Source organism: Oleiagrimonas sp. MCCC 1A03011, assembly GCF_003267965.1.
GTDB classification, from domain to species: domain Bacteria; phylum Pseudomonadota; class Gammaproteobacteria; order Xanthomonadales; family Rhodanobacteraceae; genus Oleiagrimonas; species Oleiagrimonas citrea.
In genome coordinates this window covers 59,390-78,411 of record NZ_MSPY01000004.1, presented here as the reverse complement: position 1 = coordinate 78,411, position 19,022 = coordinate 59,390, and the positions used below count along the sequence as shown (strand labels likewise).

Sequence of the window (19,022 nt, the reverse complement as noted above, 5' to 3'; positions counted from 1 at the left end):
GTTCATGCGCGACTTGCTGTAATGGGGCGGCGCGATCATGCGGTCGTGCACCTATTCCGGATACGGAGACGCGTCATGAGTGAAGATCGTTTCAAAAGCCGTTGGGCCGATTGGAAGGGTCCGTTCAAGAAAGAGTGGGACCGGCTCACCGATGAGGACCTGGATATCGCTGAAGGGCATCGAAGCTACCTGATCGGCAGGATCCAGGAACGCTACGGCATCGCCCGCGACGAAGCCGAGGAGCAGGTGCAGCGCTTCGAAGTGAGAATGTAATCCAGGCGGCGGAAGTCTTGACTCTGGACCATGGTCCAGGGTTTAGACTTTCCGCATGGATACCGCACCCACACCCCGCTACCGTATCGGCGCGGCGGCCCGCGAGGCCGGCGTCGGCGTCGACACCATCCGCTACTACGAGCGCGAGGGGCTGCTGCCCGAACCGCGCCGGCGTGCCTCGGGCTATCGCGACTACGACGCCTCGGCTATCGCCCAGCTGCGCTTCATTCGCCGCGCCAAGGATCTGGGTTTCAGCCTCGACGACATCCGCGAACTGCTGGCGCTGTCCACGGACCGCAACCGCGGCGTGGCCGGCGTCAAGGCGCGCGCCGAGGCGAGGCTGGAAGATGTCGAGCATCGCATCCGCGAGCTCAAGCGCATGCAGCGCGGGCTGAAGAAACTGATCGACGCCTGTCCCGGCCACGGCGAGCTGGCGCAATGTCCCATTCTCAAGGCGCTGTCCGCCAAGGAAGCGTCATGAGCCACGACACGCACACCCACACCCCGAAGATCGCATTCCCGTTCGACGACGCCCACGCCGTCGACCCCAACTGCGGCATGCGCGTGGCGTTGGATTCGCATCGTCACGTCGATCACGAAGGCCGTCGCTATTTTTTCTGCGGCGACGGCTGCCTGAACAAGTTCCGCGACGATCCCGAGGCGATCCACGCCAAGGGCCGTCGCCGCGAGATCGAAAAGGGACGCATGGACCCGGTCTGCGGCATGCGCACCGATCCCGATGCGCCCAGGCACGCGACCGAACACGAGGGTCACGCCTACCACTTCTGCTCGGCGCGCTGTCGCGAGAAGTTCGAGGCCGATCCCGGGCGCTGGCTGGGTCCGGCGCCGGTGCAGCCGGCGGCGCCGAAGAACGCGATGTACACCTGTCCGATGCATCCGGAAATCCAGCAGCAGGGGCCGGGCGACTGTCCCAAGTGCGGCATGGCGCTGGAGCCGATGATGCCGAGCGCCGACGACGATGACGGCGGCGAACTGCAGGCCATGTCGCGCAAGTTCTGGACGCTGGTCGTGCTGACGATCCCGGTGTTCCTGCTGGCGATGGTGCCGCATGCGTTCGACGTGCATCTGCCCGCGCCGTGGTCGCGCGTCGGCGCATGGGTGGAAGCCGTGCTCGCCAGCGTGGTCGTGCTGTTGGGCGGCGCCAGTTTCTTCAAGCGCGGATGGAATTCGCTCAAGCCGTGGAACCCGAACATGTATACCTTGATCGCGCTGGGCACCGGCGTGACGTGGGTGTACAGCGCGGTGGCGTTCCTGTTCCCGCAGCTGTTCCCGGCGGGCTTCCGTGACGCGCAGGGCAACGTCGGCGTGTATTTCGAGTCGGCGGCGGTCATCGTCACCCTGGTCACACTCGGCGACTTTCTCGAACTGCGCGCGCGCCGCCGCACCGGCGATGCGCTGAAGGCGCTGCTCAACCTCGCGCCGAAGACCGCGCGCCGCATCGGCGAGGACGGCAAGGAACACGACGTCTCGCTGGATGACGTGAAAGTCGGCGACCGCCTGCGCGTGCGCCCCGGCGAAAAGCTTCCGGTGGATGGCGAGGTCATCGAAGGTGCCAGCCACGTCGACGAATCCATGCTGACCGGCGAACCGCTGCCGGTCGCCAAGCAGGCCGGCGATACCGTCACCGGCGGTACCGTCAATCAGGACGGCGGCCTGGTCATGCGCGCGCAGAAGGTCGGCGGCGAAACCATGCTGTCGCAGATCGTCGCGCTGGTGGCGCAGGCGCAGCGCAGCAAGGCGCCGCTGCAACGCATCGCCGACAAGGTCGCGGCATGGTTCGTGCCGGCGGTGGTGACCGTCGCGGCGCTGGCGTTCGTGACGTGGACGCTGATCGGCCCCGATCCGCGTCTGGCGCACGCGCTGGTGGCGGCGGTGTCGGTGCTGGTGATCGCCTGTCCGTGCGCGCTGGGGCTGGCGACGCCGATCTCGATCATGGTCGCCAGCGGGCGCGGTGCGCAGCACGGCGTACTGTTCCGCGACGCCGGCGCCATCGAGGCCCTGCGCGATGTCGACACGCTGGTCATGGACAAAACCGGCACGCTGACCGAAGGCAGGCCGTCGCTGCGCGACGTGGTCGCGCTGGGCGACATCGAACGCGACCGCGCGCTGACGCTGGCCGCCGCACTGGAACGTTCCAGCGAACATCCGCTGGCGCGCGCCATCCTGGCCGCCGCCGAGGAAGCCGAGCTGAAGCTCCCCGACGTCGAAGACTTCAAAGCGCCGACCGGGCGCGGCGTGCTGGGTCGCATCGACGGCCAACGCGTGATGCTGGGCAACGCGCGCCTGCTGCGCGAACACGACGTGACACTGGACGAGAGCATCGAACAGCGCGCCGAAGCGCTGCGCGCGGACGGTGCCACGGTGACGTTCCTGGCCGACGGCCGGCGCGTGCTGGCCCTGCTGGCCGTCGCCGACCGCATCCGCGAAGGTGCAGCCGAGGCGGTCAAGGCGCTGCATGCCGAGGGTCTGACCCTGCGCATGCTCACCGGCGACAACGCCACCACGGCGAAAGCCGTGGCCGATGCGCTCGGCATCGACGACGTGCAGGCGGGGCTGTCGCCCGAAGACAAGGCCGAAGCGGTGCAGGCGCTGAAGGCGAACGGACATCGCGTGGCGATGGCCGGCGACGGCATCAACGACGCCCCCGCACTGGCCGCCGCCGATGTCGGCATCGCCATGGGCAGCGGCACCGACGTGGCGATGGAAAGCGCGCAGGTGACGTTGGTGAAAGGCGACCTCGGCGGTCTGCGCCGCGCACGCACGCTATCGCGCGCGACCGTGCGCAACATCCGTCAGAACCTGTTCTTTGCCTTCGTCTACAACGCCCTCGGCGTGCCGCTGGCGGCCGGCGTGCTGTACCCCTGGTTCGGCCTGCTGCTGTCGCCGATGATCGCGGCGTTGGCGATGAGTCTTTCGTCGGTGTCGGTGGTCAGTAACGCTTTGCGGTTGAGGCGGGTCGAACTGGGTTGATTGGGGTGGTGATTTGCAGGTGAACTTGGCGTGTGAGGGGGCAGGGTCCTACACGTAAGACTGGGATTGGCCAGAAGCAGTCGCTCGTTCCGATTAGTGCATTCTCGATCCAGGCGCTAGAACAGCTGACCGAGCATGATTCAAATGGTCGTAAGTTAACCTGGGGCCGTTTTCACACGCCATCCTGTATACGGATGGCCGTTTGAGGCATGCATTCAATGGTGACTGATTTTTGTAGTAGCATGTACGGTTGATCGAGTCGATGACGCCATGGTTTGTGGTGTTCTGGTCAGCGAGTACTCACTTCTGTGGGCGCATAGAAAGGATGCTATGGGGGGCGCGTGTCTAAGAAAAGTCGAGATAGGAAGGTCACGGTTGAAAAGGTGACCTGGGCGCAGGCGTTTCGGGACATCATCATCGCGGCGATGAACAAAGGCCAGTTGATTCCTGTCCTATTAGGGCTTGCCTTGCTGATCTGGATGGTTCGCGTAAGCCCTGATGAACTCTCCAAATTCGGCTATAGATGCGTCGAACTCATCGTGCACCATCACGTGCTTGGCTATGTTCTTTGGATCATGACGTTGCTAGGGTGGGTCATGCATGCGCGATTCGCGAAAGGAACCACGGATGCCGAAAGCAGTCGAATTGGAAAGGAAAAGACTGCACTTCAGGAGCGTATTGCTGGCGGGAAGTTACCGTCCAGCAGGGCTTGAGGAGGTCATATGGAATATGTAGTCATTGCACTCGTCTTTCTTGGCGCTTGGCACTACTTGTACCAGCGCATTGTTCTTCCAACTGTCCACTGCCGTTGGCGGAATAAACTGTTTGCGCTACGTGACGAACTGCGTACGTTCTCGTTTGACAACGAGAACTACGACCGTGTTGCCTTCGAGATTACGCAACACGGCATCAATAATGCGATTAACCTTGTTGATGTGCTTGACCTTGAGATGCAGGCAAAGATGCATCGTCGCCTGACACACGATTCGGATCTCAGAGCGCAAGTTAGCGAACGCTCAAAGGCAGTTGAAAACACCCAGGATCAGCAGATCAAGGACATCATGAAGAGAGCCAGCGAGGTGGTTCGAGATGTTTCTGTGCTCAATGCGGGTGGTTGGTTTATTTATGTCGTTCCTATCGCACTGATGTTCGTGTTTTCAAATTCCATCATGAGGATGGCCGCTGAAATCATCAATATTGATAAGCAGAACGATGACGATATGCATGGCTTTGGTGCATTGCGACACTGACGCTAAGCCCCTCTTGTTAGCGGCTCAGCTGTTAGCCGTTGACGCTGCACTCCACTGCTGAGGCAGTAAGGGGACGTAAGGCAGTAAGGGGGCGGAGGCAATTAAGTTTGTCCCGACCAGCAGCTCAGGGTCGAAAGTCACACCTCGTGGCTTGATCGGGTCCCGCGCAGCCTGCAAGGACTGTGCTCGGGCAGAGGTAGTCGTTCAACGTCGAGCACTATCCGGTAGGTTGGCGCGGCAAAGCGGAGAATGTTCGGCCGATGGCATGAGTCTGTCGGATCTAGAGCGCCAAGTTATAGTGAAAAAAGAAGTCATCTTGCTCCCATCCCTGAGACTCATACAACTTCTGAGCTTGCTTGTTCGCGCGTGCGGTGGACAGGCTTAGGCTTGCCGCCCCCTGGGTGCGTGCGACCTGAGTGGCCTTTGCGAGCAGGGCCTGCGCTACGCCCTTGCGGCGCGCTTCGGGAGCGACGAACAGATCGCTCAGTATGAATGTGCGGCTGGCGTCGACGGACGAAAAGCTGGGATAGAGTTGGGTGAACCCTGCGAGACGGTCGGACAGTTCGGCCACCAGTATCAGCGACTCTTCGCGCTGAATGCGCTCCGCGAGAAAGGCGTGCGCCAGGCGCACATCCGCTTTCTTTTGGCAGAATTGCCGAAAGCTGTCGAACAACGGCGCTAAATGTTCCAGATCTTCGATGGTGGCTTGTCGGACGACTACGGACATGGCTTCTTCTCTTGGGTCCAATGCTGGAATGAACCGCCGCGGGTCACAAGCGTCTGCTTGGATGGTGAGCTAGAACTCTTGCGCGCGTGCCCATGCGAGCAGCGCTATGGCTGATCGCGTTGCAAACGCATTGAAGTTTTGCTCCTGAAACGCGCGCTCTTGATCGTAGCGAACGAGTGCCTCATGCGCCCACAGCTCGCGAGCGGGTCCCACTGAAAATATGTGCGTCTCGGAGTTGATGCCGATAAATGGAGTGAACAAGGGGTTGTTGTCTTGTCGAAGTGCAAAGCAAGCACTGCAAATCAAACGAGTTGCTTCAACAACGCCGATCCGGGATCCGAGAAATGCTTCAAGGGCCTCGATAAGCAAGGACTGGTTTTCGAGATTCTCGGTGCTTCCCATGGGTTCTGGTGCCTGATTTAGGCGGCGCACATCGGCGCGTCCAACTGGATGAGTGGTTAGAGCTTGCCACGACGTTTTCGGTCGAGCCAGACAGTGGTTGCCGTGAGGCCAAGAGATGCTGCAAAGACTGCATAAGAAGCAATGAGTAGCTGTGACGCACCACGGCAGTGCGGCCCCCGAGATGAAAGGCTGCTAGGACCGCAATGGCCAAAGTGAAGTGATGCTGTGCCGACAGCGGTCACGAACATCAGAACAGCTGCAAGGGGAAAATCGTGTCAGGGGAAAATCGTGTCAGGGACAATTTATCGGGGCAACACGACTCGAACAGTCAGTGCCTGGTGCCTTCTGCTGCGAGCAGGTCGGCGATACGTTCGACCAGCATCCAGTTTTCCGACGGTCCTTCATTACTGGTCATGACCACGGTCGCGCCGGTTTCCCAGACCATTTGCAGATCAGCCGTCGTACCCTCGATGCCGCCGACCTTGCCGCGAATGTGGCGACCGTGCGAGAGACGGTCGCCGAAACCAGCGGCATTCCAGCCCGGCCCGGCCGGGACTTCGTCATCGAACATCTTTGCCAGGGTTGCGGGCTTGACCAGTGTGCCGTCGCGCAGTGCCTTGGCGAAACGGAGCAAGTCGACATTGGTGGAGTAGCCGCCACCGTCCGGGGCTGCCATGTAGGGAAGCTTCAACCAGTTGGACTTCCAGGCGCGGGAAAACAGGGCGCCGTGGTAGTAGCCGGTCGCCAGCTTCGGGATGATCTGGTCCAAGCTGCTGAAGCCGCTGGACTTCATGTGTGCCGGCGCAAGGATGTGGCGCTGGACGTAGTCGAAATAACTCTCGCCGGAGGCATTCTCGATGATGCGACCGAGCAGCACATAGCCGGAGTTGCTGTAATTCCACTGCTTGCCCGGCGCGCTCACGATTGGTTGGCGGGCAATCAACCCCAGATAGTCGGCCGGATGGACGTAGCGTTCGCGATGCTCGAAGAACGCCGGCACCATGTAATCACCCAGGCCGGAGGTGTGGTGCAGCAGTTCCCACACGGTGATCTTCCTCGCCGTCGCCTGGTCGGGGTATTCCGGCACCCGCTTGGCCAGGGTGTCGTTCCATGACAGCTTGCCGACCTGCACCAGTTGCGCGATGGCGACGGCCGTGAACATCTTGCCCATCGAGGCGATACGAAAGCGGGTCTGGTGATTCACCGGTACGGCGAAACTGCGTTCGGCAAGGCCACGACATGCGTTGAAGATCGTTTGGTCGTTGTCCTCGACCGTCAGGCAGCCGGAGAAATCTTCGGTATGCACCAAACGATTGAGCGCCCTCTGGATCAGTCGACGCAGTTTGGCGTGAGAAACCGCACCTTTCGGCCAACCCGCATACAACGCCGGGTCCTGCATGGGCCACAACATCGCCTGGTCGAGTTTGCCGGCATGCGCCGGATCGACGTTCAGCACGAACAAGGCATGCCTGTCGCCGCGGCGTGCCTTGACGGCCACCTGGATAAACCCGGGGCGATGCGCGTTGCTGCGTATATCGAATATCTGCAGGCCGCCACTGTCACGGGCGGCCGAAGCCATGTTCGCGACAAAGTCCTTGCGACTGTCCGGGTCGATGGACGCAGCAAGGAGGCTGGGCAACCACTTGCGGATCTGCGCCGGGCTGTCGGTGTCGACATGATGAATCAATTCGCCGGTGAGCCGCCCTGCGGGCGTGTCGGGGAGTGTTTGATGTGGTGCCGACAGCGCTACCGATGGAGTAGCCAGGCAACTGACGGTCAGCACTGCCCAGAGTAGCGAAGCCAGTCCGGCTTTGCGGATTGCGCATGGCGAGAAGAGGGTGCGGTTGTTCATGGGTAGTCGATCCTTGGCAGCCGCCCATGTGGCGGTATCGACTACTTAGATACGTTCTGGTCCCGAACGGATGCACTCGTCGCCGACGAAGACAGCGCGCGGCGGCCCCATCTCAGTGATAGGTCTGCGTACCGCCCGTGGCAGTGCATCGCACGGTCATCCATGAGGATGTGAGAGTGGTCAGACGCCAATATCCTCGTTCCACAGCTCTGGCCGCTCGTCGATGAACTCGCGCATCAGTGCGATGCAGGTTTCGTCCTGCAGCACCTCCACGCGCACGCCGCGCGAGCGCAGCAGTTCTTCTTCGCCCATGAAGGTCTGGTTCTCGCCGACGATGACGTGGCGGATGCCGTACAGCAGGATCGCGCCGCTGCACATGGAGCAGGGCGAGAGCGTGGTGTAGAGCGTCGCTTCGCGGTAGACCGCGGCGGGTTGGCGGCCGGCGTTCTCGAAGGCGTCCATTTCGCCGTGCAGGATCGCGCTGCCCTGCTGCACGCGGCGGTTGTGGCCGCGGCCGAGGATGCGGCCTTCGTGCACGATCACCGAGCCGATCGGGATGCCGCCTTCGTCGCGTCCCTGGCGGGCTTCCTCGATGGCGGTTTGCATGAAGGTGTCCATGATGTTCGTTCCGTGATGGTGTCGTTGCCGGAAAGGTAGCGTGAAGGACCGATGCGCGCACATCCCCGTTACACTTCGCGCCATGACGAAACGCACGCTCGATGAATGGCTCGATTACCAGTTGCGCGTGCATCCGCGCGAGATCGATCTCGGTCTCGATCGGGTGCGCGCGGTGTGGCAGCGCATGGGTGCGCCGAACGCGCCGCGCAGCGTGATCGTCGGCGGTACCAACGGCAAGGGTTCCACCGTGGCGTTCCTCGAAGCCATGCTGGAGGCGGCGGGCTATCGCGTCGGCGCGTACACCTCGCCGCATCTGCTGGCCTACAACGAGCGCGTGCGTGTGGATGGCGCGGATGCTTCCGACGCCGATCTGTGCGCGGCCTTCGAGCGCATCGAGCACGCGCGCGGCGAGACCGAGCTGACCTATTTCGAGTTCGGCACGCTGGCCGCGCTGGACTTGTTTGCGCGCGCCGGTGTCGACGTGGCGCTGCTGGAAGTCGGTCTGGGCGGACGCCTGGATGCGACCAACATCGTCGACGCCGATGCCGCCATCGTCACCACGGTGGATCTGGATCACCAGAGCTGGTTGGGTCCGGACCGCGACAGCATTGGCGCCGAGAAGGGCGGCATCGCGCGCGCCGGCCGGCCGCTGATCGTCGGCGAGCTGGACCCGCCGGAGGCGCTGCTGGCGACCGTGAATCGTATCGGTGCACGGGTGCAGCGCAACGGCGTGGATTATCACGTGCAGGACGCCGCCGACGGGTGGGTCTGGCAGCACGAAGATGGCACGCGCCTGACGCTGCCGAATCCGGCATTGGACGCTTCCGCGCAGCGGACCAACGCGGCGGCCGCCATCGCGACCTTGCATGCGCTCGATGGCGTGCTGCCGTGTACGGAGCAGGCGTTGGCGCAGGGTGTGCGCGCGGCGCGGGTGCGCGGCCGGTTGCAGCGGCTGGCGGAGGTGCCGGAGTTGATTGTCGACGTGGCGCACAATCCGCAGGCTGCGGGCGTGCTGGCGCAGTGGCTTGACGAGCATCCCGTCGATGGCCCCGTGCACGCCGTGTTCGGCGCGCTCGACGACAAGGATGTGGGCAACGTGTATGCCACGCTCGGCAACCGCATCGCGCATTGGCATCTGGCGTCGTTGACGGCGGAGACATCGCGCGGGCTTTCCGCACAGGCTTGTGCATTCGCCTTGCCGGACACGGCGGAACACGACCTGTACGATGACGTCGGCAGTGCGCTGCATGCCGCGCGCAGGGCTGCGCCGGCGCGCATCGTCGCTTTCGGTTCGTTCTTTCTGGTCGCGGCAGTGTTACGGCGCATGAACGGCGATCCGCCGCACATGCCGTAAAGCGTTTCGACGACAGGTATAATTTCCGCATCGCGCCAACGGGGACTTCCATGGAGCCCGCTCTGAAAACGCGTCTGATCGGTGCCCTGGTGCTGATCGCGCTTGCTGTCATCATCGTGCCGATGTTCTTTTCCGGCGGTTCGCCGCCGTCCGACAACGGCAAGACGCTCAGCCTCGCGCTGCCCGCCTCGCCGGATCAGGAGCTGACCACGCGAACCATGAGCGTGGCGCCGCCGTCCAGCGCGGCGATGCCCGCGAACGCGGCCACGGCATCCGCCTCCGGCGGTGACCAGCTCGCGACCGTGGATATCCCGTCGCGCCGCCCGCCGGACGTGCACCCGGAAAACGATGCGCAGCCGGCGCAGACACCTCCGGCCGCGCAGGCGCCGACGAAACCGGCGACGCAGGCGCCCGCCGCTCCGGCCAAACCCGCACCCAAACCCGCGCCCTCCAAGCCGAAGCCGACCGCGCAGCAACCGGCTTCCGCGCCCGGACAGGCGGCTGACGGCGCGTATCGAGTCAACCTCGGTGCCTACAGCGATACCGCGAATGCGCGCAGCCTGGTCGAGCGCGTGCGCAAGCTGGGCTACGGCGTACAGACCGACAAGGTCACGATTTCCGGCAAGGTCGGCGCGCGCGTCAGCGCCGGGCCGTTCGCCACGCGGGCCGCGGCCGAGACTGCGCGTTTGCGCCTGAAGCAGGCCATTCCGGGTGCGCCGGCCAGCGTGGTGTCCTCCGCGCACGATCAGAAGGGCGATGCGCCGGCCAGCGCCTTGCCGGCCGGTCGCGCTGGTGGCTGGGCGGTGCAGATCGGCGCCTACAGCCATAAGGCCGACGCCACCGCCTTGCGCGACAAGCTGCGCAAGGCCGGCTTCGACGGTTTCGTCGACGACGTGCGCAGCGGCGGCCGCACCCTGTGGCGGGTGCGCGTGGGACCGCAGACTCAGCGCGCCGACGCCGAGAAAGTGCGTCGCGACCTGCAGTCCAAGCTGAAGCTGGGCGGCGTCGTCGTCACCGTGCCCTGACGTGGATGCGCTCGACGCCATGAACTGGGCCGACTATGTGGTGCTGGGCGTCATTGTCCTGTCCGTGCTGATCGGCCTGTGGCGCGGGTTCGTGTCCGAGGTCATGGCGCTGGTCATCTGGATCGCGGCGTTCTGGGTGGCCTGGCTGTTCGGTCCCAGCGTCGCGGCCTACTTCGAGCACTCCATCGAACTGCCGTCCGCGCGCATGCTGGTGGGTTACGGCTTGTGCTTCGTTGCCGTACTGCTGCTCGGCGCGCTGGTGCGTTTCATCATTGCGCGACTGGTCGAGAGCACTGGACTTTCCGGCACCGACCGCCTGCTGGGCATGGGCTTCGGCTTCGTGCGCGGCGTGCTGCTGGTCACCCTCGCGGTCTTCCTGCTCGGTTTCACGCCGTTTTCGCGCGATCCGTGGTGGCAGCAGTCGGTGCTGCTGGGGCAGGCCCAGGTGGTCGCCGACTGGCTGGCCCAGCGCCTGCCGGACAGCGTGCGCCGCTACGTGCATCCCGACGACCGCACGCCGACGCTTCCGGCCGCCGCCGATCACCTGCCGGAAGCCGTGCAGACGGGTCTTTCCGGTATGGCAGGTGCGGCCCGGGCAGCGGTGCCGTCCAGTGCCGCAGCGCGCCCGCAGCCGCTCTCGGTGAGGACGGGAACACCCTAGCTTCCGACCTTCGGCGCGCGTTGCGCGCACGCCCCCGGCGGCAGGGGATGCCGCATCTGCAGACAGGAGGTCCAGTCGAACCATGCGGCGGGAGGCCGCTTGGTCGTACAATATGCCCCGCCCGCGAGGCGCGGGATGATCCCGCCCCGCGGATGCGCGACGGCTTGCGCCGTCCTCCGCCACCGGCCCCAGCTTCAGAGAACGCCTGCTCATGTGTGGAATCATCGGAATCGTCGGCACCGCGAACGTGGCGTCGGCCCTGTACGACGGCCTGACCGTGCTGCAGCACCGCGGCCAGGACGCCGCCGGCATCGCCACGGTGGACGGCGCCAAGCTGCGTCTCCACAAGCGGAAGGGCCTGGTGCGCGACGTGTTCACGCAGAAGGCCATGGAGAAGCTGCACGGTCGCATCGGCATCGGCCATTGCCGCTATCCGACGGCCGGAAGCGAAGACGTCGACGAGGCGCAGCCGTTCTACGTGAATTCGCCCTACGGCATCGCCTTCGCGCACAACGGCAACCTGGTCAACACCGAGGCGCTGCGCCGCGAGATGTTCGAGCAGGACCGCCGCCACATCAACACCAATTCCGATTCGGAAATCCTGCTCAACATCCTGGCGCACGAGCTGCAGATCCAGGAGCGGATGCAGCTGACGCCCGATCACATCTTCAAGGCGGTGGCCGGCGTGCATGCGCGCGCCAGCGGCGGCTACGCCTGCGTCGGCCTGGTCCTGGGCTACGGCCTGGTCGCGTTCCGCGATCCGCACGGCATCCGCCCGCTGGTGCTGGGTCAGCGCGAGACGCCGAACGGCCGCGAATACGCCGTCGCTTCGGAGTCCGTGGCGCTGGACATCCTCGGCTTCAAGTTCATGCGTGACGTGGAGCCGGGCGAGGCCGTCATCATCAGCGAGAACGGTCGCATCACCGCGCGCCACTGCGCCGAGGGCGCGGTGCACGCACCGTGCATCTTCGAATACGTCTACCTGGCGCGTCCCGATTCGATGATCGAGGACGTGTCGGTGTACAAGGCGCGTCTGCGCATGGGCGAGAAGCTGGGCGAGAAGATCCTGCGCGAGTGGCCCGACCACGACATCGACGCGGTGATCCCGATTCCCGACACTTCGCGCACCGCCGCCAGCACGCTGGCCATGCAGCTCGGCGTGCCGTTCCGCGAAGGCTTCGTCAAGAACCGCTACATCGGCCGCACCTTCATCATGCCGGGGCAGGGCGAGCGCGTGCAGTCGGTGCGCCGCAAGCTCAACGCCATCGACCTGGAATTCCGCAAGAAGAACGTGCTGCTGGTGGACGACTCCATCGTCCGCGGCACCACCTCGCGGCAGATCATCCAGATGGCGCGCGAAGCCGGCGCGCGCAAGGTCTACGTAGCCTCGGCCGCGCCGCCGGTGCGCTTCCCCAACGTCTACGGCATCGACATGCCCGCTGCATCCGAGCTGATCGCCGCCGGCCGCAGCGTCGACGAGATCCAGCGCCTGATCGGCGCCGACCGCCTGATCTACCAGGATCTGGACGATCTGATCTGGGCCGTGGCCGACGGCAACGAATCGCTGAAGCACTTCGATACGTCGTGCTTCTCCGGCGAGTACATCACCGGCGTCGATCCGGCCTATCTCGCGCAGATCGAAATGCTGCGCTCGGACGAGGCCAAGGCCAAGCTGCGCAGCGCCTGAGAAAGGGCTGCTGCGAGGGCGAAGCTGCGAGTGTGGCAAGCGCTACGGCAGGAGTAGCGCGCAGTCTCTTTGCCGTCATTCCTGCGTAGGCAGGAACCCAGTGTCTTGTGCGCAAGCTGCCGGATGATCTGCTGCTTCAGCCTCGTCCGTATATCCTTTGCGCTCCACGCCTGTCCGACCCGACGTCACGTTTGTCTTGCATGCCCGACCTTCACGCAACCGCCAAGCAGTGCCTTGATTGCGCCGATCCGCAGGAAAAACTGCGTCGGACGCATGCGGCCTGGGATGCACTACTGCGCGGCGAGCTCGCGCCTGACGCGGATGCGCTGCCGCCACAGCCGATCTCGGCAGGGCGTCCCGAACGCCCGCGTCTGGTGCACCCGCGCGAACTCGCGCAGCGCGGTCTGGGTACGCCCGAGGGTCGCGTCGCGCTGGTGCACGCTGTCGCACACATCGAGTTCAACGCCATCAACCTGGCCTGGGACGCGGTCTACCGCTTCCGCGGCATGCCCGCGCAGTACTACCGCGATTGGGCCAGCGTCGCGCACGACGAAGCGCGGCACTTCGCGCTGCTGTCCACGCGACTGAAGGAACTGGGGCACGCCTACGGCGACTTCGATGCCCACAATGGCCTGTGGGAAATGGCCGAAAAGACCGCTCACAGCGACACCGCCCGCATGGCCCTGGTCCCGCGCGTACTCGAAGCGCGCGGCCTGGACGTCACGCCCGGCATGATCGAACGCCTGCAGCGTGTCGGCGACGACGCCACCGTGGTCGTGCTGGAAGTGATCCTGCGCGAGGAAGTCGCCCACGTCGCCTTCGGAAGCCGCTGGTTCCGCTGGTGCTGCGAACGCGACGGCCTGGAACCGCGCGCGACCTTCCGCAAGTTGCTACAGGAATACATGGGCAGCAACTTGCGTGGCCCGTTCAACCACGAAGCCCGGCGCGAAGCTGGCTTCGACGAAGCCGAGCTGGAAGCGCTCGAAGCGGGTCTCTGAACGAGCCTGCGGCCGGGTCATCATCAGCATGCGCGGTACGTCCCATGTGACCCACCCACGCATCGAGTCGCAATCGTCGCCGCGCATACCGCTTACACCTGCATGTCCGCAGGTGTAAGGCGTTACACCCTCATATCCGATGCGTAAACGCAGCCTGTTCAGCATGTTTCCGATCCATCGGTCCAGCTATCCGACTGTTTGGGTTGGTGTTTTTCCTTGACCTCGGGATGAGGTTTGCTGAATATTGGGTGCAACACCCCGGATTCGGGGGATACTTCTAGTTCCACGCCCATAGGCTCACGTAGGACGCTTGCGAAGAGAGATCATCGCTGACACAACGAAGCGGAGTCGCCTGATTGACCCACTTACGCAGCGGCGGATACTGACCAAAGGGCCTGGGGCCGCCGGATAACTTTCGTTGATCCGGCGGCCCCAGGCCCTTTGGTCATCTGAAGACGCTAAAAGCGGATCGCTGCGGAGCCACTTCGTCATTTACCGTAGTAGGCTGTAGTAACGCTCGTGAGCCTACGGACGTCGAACTAGTCGTCCGAGCGGACGGGGTGAAGGCTGAAGCGAAAACCACCGTTGATCGGCCCGCCGCTCAACTCCAATCTTGTTATGCGGCTAGAGAAACTCCAACCCGGCTTCTCAACAGCAGATACTAGCTACCCGGATCTTGCTTCAGCTCCGGGTAAGCTGTCAGTGCGCTTCAATAGTTCATCCGGGCAAGCCATTCATGTCAGGTTCGCAGGCGTCGCAGCGTTCTCGTGGCAAGAGGGAAATGATTCTCTGCTTCCTGGCGAACCTTCAGATGGGTCTTGCGAGCTTTTCGAAAGCGATCTACTGTCCGCGCATCCACCCGGGTGTACGATTCATTCTGTTGCTGGCCTGCGCCATATTAGGCTCAACTTCAACGCGTGGGGTCGCCTCGATGTACTGTGTGTTGAGTTTGCGGCAGCCGCATAACAGTTCATCCAAGCGGACACGCTGACGCGTGCCGCTTAATTCAAGCGTTAGGCAGCTTTGATGCATCGCGCTCATTCATGGAAACAATCCGGCAATGTCTCGCTCTGGTACTACACGGAGAACGAGCGCAATTACCCGGGCTGGCACCTCACCGCTGATGCGGCCGGCTGCGAGTCTCTTGTTGCCTTGCTTGATGCCTTGGCCGCGGATGGCACCCCCGCCTCCCGCGCAGTCAAGATCACACCGCCCTCCAAGGCTCAGCTGGGTGTTCCAAACAACAAGTCCGGCCTGGCTGCTTGGCGAGCACCCAGCAAGCTTCGGCTAGCTTTCTCCGGCAACCCTGCCGACTGGTCATTCCCGCCCGACCTGGATCCGGCGCTTCTTACAATAGGCGCGGACTGGCTGACACCACTCCACGAGGGCATCTCGGGCATTCCTCACGGGCGTGGAGACTATTCCATTGGCCCTACTGGCAAGGGCAGCTTCAGGCTTTGGTTCTGGTGGTGAGTCGAGAGCTGCCTAACAATTCATTCAAGCCGACCGCCCACTGGCTACGCCAGCGGTCGGCGTCTTAACTTCAGCGTTAGGCGTCCAGGGAGGATCATGGCGAACAAGCAAGAACCATTGTTCTGCTCAGCAGCCTGCAAGGAGACGGAACTCGTAAGATCCGTGCGTGGTTGCACGCTATGCGGCTTAACGTGGAATAGCCAGAGCGATAAGAATTATTGCAATGGCTCCTGGGTTCTGTGCATCGACTGCGCAAGAGCTGAAGAGCGTTGCGTAGTTTGCGGAAACAAGGCACCACTCGCAGTGGCGGGTGCCTAACAACTCGTCCAAGCTGACCGCCCACTGGCTACGCCAGCGGCCGGCAGCTTAACTCCAGCGTTAGACGGTATGAACATCATCACTATCGACTGCACAGGAATTACTAGTGAGCCAGACTTTTGGTGCACTTACTTGCACGCAGCAAAGCCTTCGGGCGGCCATCTTTTTGGTTGTAACCTCGACGCGTTCCGAGATGCAGTTACTGGCGGCGGCCCTGGGTGGCCTGGTGAGTGTCAGCTCATTTTCGTCAACACCGAATCGCTCAGAGGCATCAACGATGGGCGGCTCTACCAAGGCATTGAATCAATCGCAGCAACCTCATCAGCGGTATCCATCTGCATCGGGTGAGCCGTCTAACATTTCGTTCAAGGCGGACGCCTTCGGCGCCGCTTAACTCCAGCGTTAGGTGCCATGCCAAAGTGTTTCGTAATTGAGGACGAAAGCCACGCTGAGCAAGTCAGTGAGCATCCGTCTTTAGCCAAGGCGTGGGAAGCTTTGCGTCACTTGGCAACCATCCCTTGGGATTGCGAGCCAAACGTAGCACCCTGCAAGAGCTGGCAAACTTGTGGCCGCAAATACGAGATCATCGAGTACGAAACCTCGACGCGACCATGGCAAGAGCTACGGCGGGTCGCAGGTCTCTCGGTAAGTACAAAAGGTGTAGTTTGGGGCACGGAGGCGCCGGCTCGTGGCACCTAACCACTCATTCGAGGCGGACGGCTTTGCCGCCGCTCAATTCCAGCGTTAGATCGCATATGGAAGTTTACGTATCTCGAAGCAGCGTCGCAGCCGGTGACGACGTGGATGCGCCAAACGCAAGGTCGCTTTCTGTGCCGGACGGCACCGAACCAGTCGAAATCATCGAGAGCATTGTTCAGTCGGGCTATCTTCCAAGCATTGCCGGTGGTCACGCGACTTGGTCGGTCACGTCCAATATCGTGCTGGCCGTGGTTGCACAGCAATGGTCGGAGCCTCGTATGTTCATGGCACGTCAAGACGACCTAGACTACGAACAAGGAACTCTGCGTTTGTACTTCAACTATCATGCTCAAATTGACCCCGAGACCGTCTTCAAGGTCTTCTGGGGATTTCGGCTAAATGCAATCTAACTGTTCAGTCAAGCGGACGGCGTACCGCCGCCGCTTAACTCCAGCGTTAGCTGGATAAAGGAGATCTTATATTTATGAAGTGGTGGGAAAAAACGGTTGAGTATTATTTTATATTAAAGCATGTTGATCCAAACTTGCTTGTATCGCCTTTAGACGGAAAAGAGGAAAAGCTCGGTGATACTATAATATCTTCCAATAATAAATGGGTGCTAATTGAATTCAAGCGGGATGAAAGCTGCTTAAGCTCAGAAATTAAAAAATTTTATGATTACGAAAAAGCTTTAACAAAATTGTCTGATAAAGATGATCATCATTATTTAATCTATGGTGAATTCAATGGAAACTTTCGCCTCAACTGCAAAACCTACTTTTCCGCGAAAGATCGAGATTCAATAGAGTCCGCCCTAAAAACAGGTATTGATAAGAACGCATTTGCCAAATATGTAGAAGAATTCACTGGTCTAAAAAACCCACCTGATGGTGGTGGAGGCGCTGGCGGGCTATCACTAGCAGACTATTCTTTAGTGGCTTGTGTTAAAGACGACGGAAATATAGTCGAATGTATGTCAATTTCAGATTACCAGCAATCGATGGGATATGAGCCTGATCCTGAGCCAATGCAGCAACCAGGATCTAGAAGCATGAGGATGTGAAAAAACGGTGTCGGGGACAATTTTTTTGCGAGGTTGGCGAGTTTTCTGGAAGCCAACGAGTGAGGCTTGGCAGTAAGCGACGGTGAATTGAAAAATCAGATGGATACAACCACTTTCAACAAGGAGAGTAAGCCGTGATCCGTAACACGATAAGGATGTCATTTGGCATCGCCCTCATCACCCTCATCGCCTTCGCCGCGCCTACGCGTGCGGCTTCGCTGGACCCCTCGTTCGGTTCGGCGGGCGTCACGTCCACTGCCTTCGGGAGCTACGGTGCCGCCGCCCGGGTTGTTGTCCAACCGGACGGACGGATTGTCACCACGGGCCAGGACGCCTTGGGCGACTTCGTCCTTGCGCGTTATACGACGAGTGGCGCGCTGGATACGAGCTTCAACGGTACCGGCAAGGTTGTCACCAGTCTTTCCGGAAGTTGCCACGGACAGGCGCGCGCACTGGCTTTGCAGGCGGATGGCAAGATCGTCGTGGTGGGCACCTCGTGCCCGAATTTCACTTCCACCCGCAACTTCACCATCTATCGCTACAACCCGGATGGCTCGCTGGATACCACCTTTGGCAGCTCGGGCAAGGCGACCGTCAATTTCTACGGAAAGGCTTCGGAAGCCTGGGCCGTTGCCGTACAGGATGGCTTGATCTGGGTGGCTGGCTATGCCGGTTCCGACTTTGCGCTGGCGCGTCTTACCAGCAGCGGAACGCTGGATTACAGCTTCGGCGGTGGTTCCGGTACCGTCACCTCGGCAGTTGGTACCGGCTCCGCCTTCGCAAACAACCTGGTCATTCAGGCGGACGGTAAACCTGTGTTGGCCGGCTACGCGTCGAGTAGCGGCACTGTATTCGCGGTGGTGCGTTACACCACGAATGGCACGCTGGACTCCACGTTCGGTACCGGCGGCAAGGTTCTGACCCATGTGGGCGGCACGTTCGCCGGCAATTCCGCCATCGCCACTTCGCTGGCCATGCAAAGCAATGGAGATATTGTCGTTGCCGGTTACGCGAACACATCGAGCAGCGGCTACTACCGCTTCGCGGCTGTTCGTTACACCACTACCGGTGCGCTGGACACCACCTTTGGCTCCGGCACCGGCAAGGTCCTTACCGCCATCGGTAGCAGCGATGCGATCGGCAACGACGTAGCCATCGATGCCAATGGAGGCATCATTGTCGGCGGCTACTCGAGTGCAGGCAGCTACCGCCAGTTGACGCTGAATCGTTACGACCAGTCCGGCAACCTGGATTACAGCTTCGGACCTGTCACCACCACGGTCGGCAGCGCGAATGCTGCTGTACAAGGGCTCGCCATACAAAGTGACGGAAAAATCGTCGTTGCGGGCTATGGCAACTCACCAACGACGTTCGTTGTTGCGCGCTACCAATAGCCGGTTCTCGACATTTGTTGTTTTAACGGAAGCATCAGCAAACCCTTCCTGGTTCGCTTGGGAGGGGTTTGCTTTTTTCGTAAAGACGGTGTCAGGAACCATTTCTTGCGATGGCGCGCAGGTGTTCGAGGGGGCGAAGTCGGTGGATTTAGCGATGTAGGCGTCGACGCGCGGGTCGGTGGCGGCCATGGCGGTGTCGTGGCGTGGTGGAGTGTCCAGCCTGCTAGGGCGGCGAGA

At 61.9% G+C, this 19,022-nt stretch carries 20 protein-coding genes; 15 read left to right on the top strand and 5 right to left on the bottom strand.

From position 1 onward, the window contains the following. Positions 1-75: 75 nt before the first annotated feature. The 5 genes from BTJ49_RS09685 (at position 76) to BTJ49_RS09665 (ending at position 4,514) form a co-directional block, all read left to right on the top strand. Positions 76-273, top strand: coding sequence for a CsbD family protein (locus BTJ49_RS09685; protein ID WP_113065192.1), 198 nt, complete (start codon positions 76-78; stop codon positions 271-273). Between the two features lie 55 nt (positions 274-328). Beyond that, positions 329-754, top strand: a complete 426-nt coding sequence (locus BTJ49_RS09680) for a heavy metal-responsive transcriptional regulator (RefSeq protein WP_113065191.1) — start codon at positions 329-331, stop codon at positions 752-754. Beyond that, positions 751-3,264, top strand: a complete 2,514-nt coding sequence (locus BTJ49_RS09675; RefSeq protein WP_113065190.1) for a heavy metal translocating P-type ATPase — start codon at positions 751-753, stop codon at positions 3,262-3,264. Before BTJ49_RS09680 ends, BTJ49_RS09675 begins: the two co-directional genes overlap by 4 nt. A gap of 341 nt (positions 3,265-3,605) precedes the next feature. Beyond that, a complete protein-coding gene (locus BTJ49_RS09670; RefSeq protein ID WP_113065189.1) occupies positions 3,606-3,977 on the top strand; it encodes a hypothetical protein in 372 nt (123 codons plus the stop codon). 9 nt (positions 3,978-3,986) lie between these two features. Beyond that, positions 3,987-4,514, top strand: a complete 528-nt coding sequence (locus BTJ49_RS09665) for a hypothetical protein (RefSeq protein WP_113065188.1) — start codon at positions 3,987-3,989, stop codon at positions 4,512-4,514. A 280-nt stretch (positions 4,515-4,794) separates the two neighbouring features. Here the strand turns inward: BTJ49_RS09665 and BTJ49_RS09660 are convergent, their stop codons facing one another. From BTJ49_RS09660 to BTJ49_RS09645, 4 genes are all read right to left on the bottom strand, one after another. Further along, the gene (locus BTJ49_RS09660; protein WP_113065187.1) at positions 4,795-5,241 is read right to left on the bottom strand and encodes a GNAT family N-acetyltransferase; all 447 of its coding nucleotides are present in this window, start codon (positions 5,239-5,241) and stop codon (positions 4,795-4,797) included. A gap of 69 nt (positions 5,242-5,310) precedes the next feature. Beyond that, positions 5,311-5,643 carry a hypothetical protein gene (locus BTJ49_RS09655; protein ID WP_113065186.1) on the bottom strand — a complete coding sequence of 111 codons (333 nt, stop codon included), beginning with the start codon at positions 5,641-5,643 and terminating at the stop codon, positions 5,311-5,313. Positions 5,644-5,971: 328 nt separating this feature from the next. Beyond that, positions 5,972-7,495, bottom strand: a complete 1,524-nt coding sequence (locus BTJ49_RS09650; protein ID WP_113065185.1) for a serine hydrolase domain-containing protein — start codon at positions 7,493-7,495, stop codon at positions 5,972-5,974. A gap of 180 nt (positions 7,496-7,675) precedes the next feature. After that, positions 7,676-8,113: a nucleoside deaminase gene (locus BTJ49_RS09645; protein ID WP_113065184.1), complete on the bottom strand. Its 438-nt coding sequence runs from the start codon at positions 8,111-8,113 to the stop codon at positions 7,676-7,678. Positions 8,114-8,195: 82 nt separating this feature from the next. Here BTJ49_RS09645 and folC point away from each other — a divergent pair, with 82 nt between their 5' ends. The 10 genes from folC (at position 8,196) to BTJ49_RS09600 (ending at position 18,785) form a co-directional block, all read left to right on the top strand. Next, positions 8,196-9,467 carry a bifunctional tetrahydrofolate synthase/dihydrofolate synthase gene (folC, locus tag BTJ49_RS09640; protein ID WP_113065183.1) on the top strand — a complete coding sequence of 424 codons (1,272 nt, stop codon included), beginning with the start codon at positions 8,196-8,198 and terminating at the stop codon, positions 9,465-9,467. A 50-nt stretch (positions 9,468-9,517) separates the two neighbouring features. Next, positions 9,518-10,492 (top strand): SPOR domain-containing protein, encoded by a 975-nt coding sequence (locus tag BTJ49_RS09635; RefSeq protein ID WP_240601799.1) that lies wholly within the window; start codon positions 9,518-9,520, stop codon positions 10,490-10,492. A gap of 19 nt (positions 10,493-10,511) precedes the next feature. Further along, positions 10,512-11,153: a CvpA family protein gene (locus tag BTJ49_RS09630; protein ID WP_113065380.1), complete on the top strand. Its 642-nt coding sequence runs from the start codon at positions 10,512-10,514 to the stop codon at positions 11,151-11,153. A 211-nt stretch (positions 11,154-11,364) separates the two neighbouring features. After that, the gene (gene purF, locus BTJ49_RS09625) at positions 11,365-12,840 is read left to right on the top strand and encodes an amidophosphoribosyltransferase (protein ID WP_113065182.1); all 1,476 of its coding nucleotides are present in this window, start codon (positions 11,365-11,367) and stop codon (positions 12,838-12,840) included. Between the two features lie 200 nt (positions 12,841-13,040). After that, complete coding sequence (locus tag BTJ49_RS09620; protein WP_113065181.1) at positions 13,041-13,838, top strand: ferritin-like domain-containing protein; 798 nt, start codon at positions 13,041-13,043, stop codon at positions 13,836-13,838. Between the two features lie 1,026 nt (positions 13,839-14,864). Continuing rightward, positions 14,865-15,311 carry a hypothetical protein gene (locus tag BTJ49_RS09615; RefSeq protein ID WP_113065180.1) on the top strand — a complete coding sequence of 149 codons (447 nt, stop codon included), beginning with the start codon at positions 14,865-14,867 and terminating at the stop codon, positions 15,309-15,311. A 424-nt stretch (positions 15,312-15,735) separates the two neighbouring features. Beyond that, positions 15,736-16,023, top strand: a complete 288-nt coding sequence (locus tag BTJ49_RS09610; RefSeq protein WP_240601798.1) for a hypothetical protein — start codon at positions 15,736-15,738, stop codon at positions 16,021-16,023. 361 nt (positions 16,024-16,384) lie between these two features. After that, positions 16,385-16,738, top strand: coding sequence for a hypothetical protein (locus tag BTJ49_RS09605; protein ID WP_113065178.1), 354 nt, complete (start codon positions 16,385-16,387; stop codon positions 16,736-16,738). A 74-nt stretch (positions 16,739-16,812) separates the two neighbouring features. After that, complete coding sequence (locus tag BTJ49_RS15525) at positions 16,813-17,391, top strand: hypothetical protein (RefSeq protein ID WP_146742316.1); 579 nt, start codon at positions 16,813-16,815, stop codon at positions 17,389-17,391. A 134-nt stretch (positions 17,392-17,525) separates the two neighbouring features. Beyond that, positions 17,526-18,785 (top strand): delta-60 repeat domain-containing protein, encoded by a 1,260-nt coding sequence (locus BTJ49_RS09600; protein WP_146742315.1) that lies wholly within the window; start codon positions 17,526-17,528, stop codon positions 18,783-18,785. Here BTJ49_RS09600 and BTJ49_RS15520 read toward each other — a convergent pair. Next, a complete protein-coding gene (locus tag BTJ49_RS15520) occupies positions 18,750-18,974 on the bottom strand; it encodes a hypothetical protein (protein ID WP_146742314.1) in 225 nt (74 codons plus the stop codon). The genes BTJ49_RS09600 and BTJ49_RS15520 overlap by 36 nt on opposite strands. Between the last annotated feature and the right edge of the window lie 48 nt (positions 18,975-19,022).

Coding starts and splice junctions, on each gene's coding strand:
- BTJ49_RS09685 (WP_113065192.1), top strand. CDS start 76: ATGAGTGAAGATCGTTTCAAAAGCCGTTGGGCCGATTGGAAGGGTCCG.
- BTJ49_RS09680 (WP_113065191.1), top strand. CDS start 329: ATGGATACCGCACCCACACCCCGCTACCGTATCGGCGCGGCGGCCCGC.
- BTJ49_RS09675 (WP_113065190.1), top strand. CDS start 751: ATGAGCCACGACACGCACACCCACACCCCGAAGATCGCATTCCCGTTC.
- BTJ49_RS09665 (WP_113065188.1), top strand. CDS start 3,987: ATGGAATATGTAGTCATTGCACTCGTCTTTCTTGGCGCTTGGCACTAC.
- BTJ49_RS09660 (WP_113065187.1), bottom strand. CDS start 5,241: ATGTCCGTAGTCGTCCGACAAGCCACCATCGAAGATCTGGAACATTTA.
- BTJ49_RS09655 (WP_113065186.1), bottom strand. CDS start 5,643: ATGGGAAGCACCGAGAATCTCGAAAACCAGTCCTTGCTTATCGAGGCC.
- BTJ49_RS09650 (WP_113065185.1), bottom strand. CDS start 7,495: ATGAACAACCGCACCCTCTTCTCGCCATGCGCAATCCGCAAAGCCGGA.
- BTJ49_RS09645 (WP_113065184.1), bottom strand. CDS start 8,113: ATGGACACCTTCATGCAAACCGCCATCGAGGAAGCCCGCCAGGGACGC.
- folC (WP_113065183.1), top strand. CDS start 8,196: ATGACGAAACGCACGCTCGATGAATGGCTCGATTACCAGTTGCGCGTG.
- BTJ49_RS09635 (WP_240601799.1), top strand. CDS start 9,518: ATGGAGCCCGCTCTGAAAACGCGTCTGATCGGTGCCCTGGTGCTGATC.
- BTJ49_RS09630 (WP_113065380.1), top strand. CDS start 10,512: ATGAACTGGGCCGACTATGTGGTGCTGGGCGTCATTGTCCTGTCCGTG.
- purF (WP_113065182.1), top strand. CDS start 11,365: ATGTGTGGAATCATCGGAATCGTCGGCACCGCGAACGTGGCGTCGGCC.
- BTJ49_RS09620 (WP_113065181.1), top strand. CDS start 13,041: ATGCCCGACCTTCACGCAACCGCCAAGCAGTGCCTTGATTGCGCCGAT.
- BTJ49_RS09615 (WP_113065180.1), top strand. CDS start 14,865: ATGCATCGCGCTCATTCATGGAAACAATCCGGCAATGTCTCGCTCTGG.
- BTJ49_RS09605 (WP_113065178.1), top strand. CDS start 16,385: ATGGAAGTTTACGTATCTCGAAGCAGCGTCGCAGCCGGTGACGACGTG.
- BTJ49_RS15525 (WP_146742316.1), top strand. CDS start 16,813: ATGAAGTGGTGGGAAAAAACGGTTGAGTATTATTTTATATTAAAGCAT.
- BTJ49_RS15520 (WP_146742314.1), bottom strand. CDS start 18,974: ATGGCCGCCACCGACCCGCGCGTCGACGCCTACATCGCTAAATCCACC.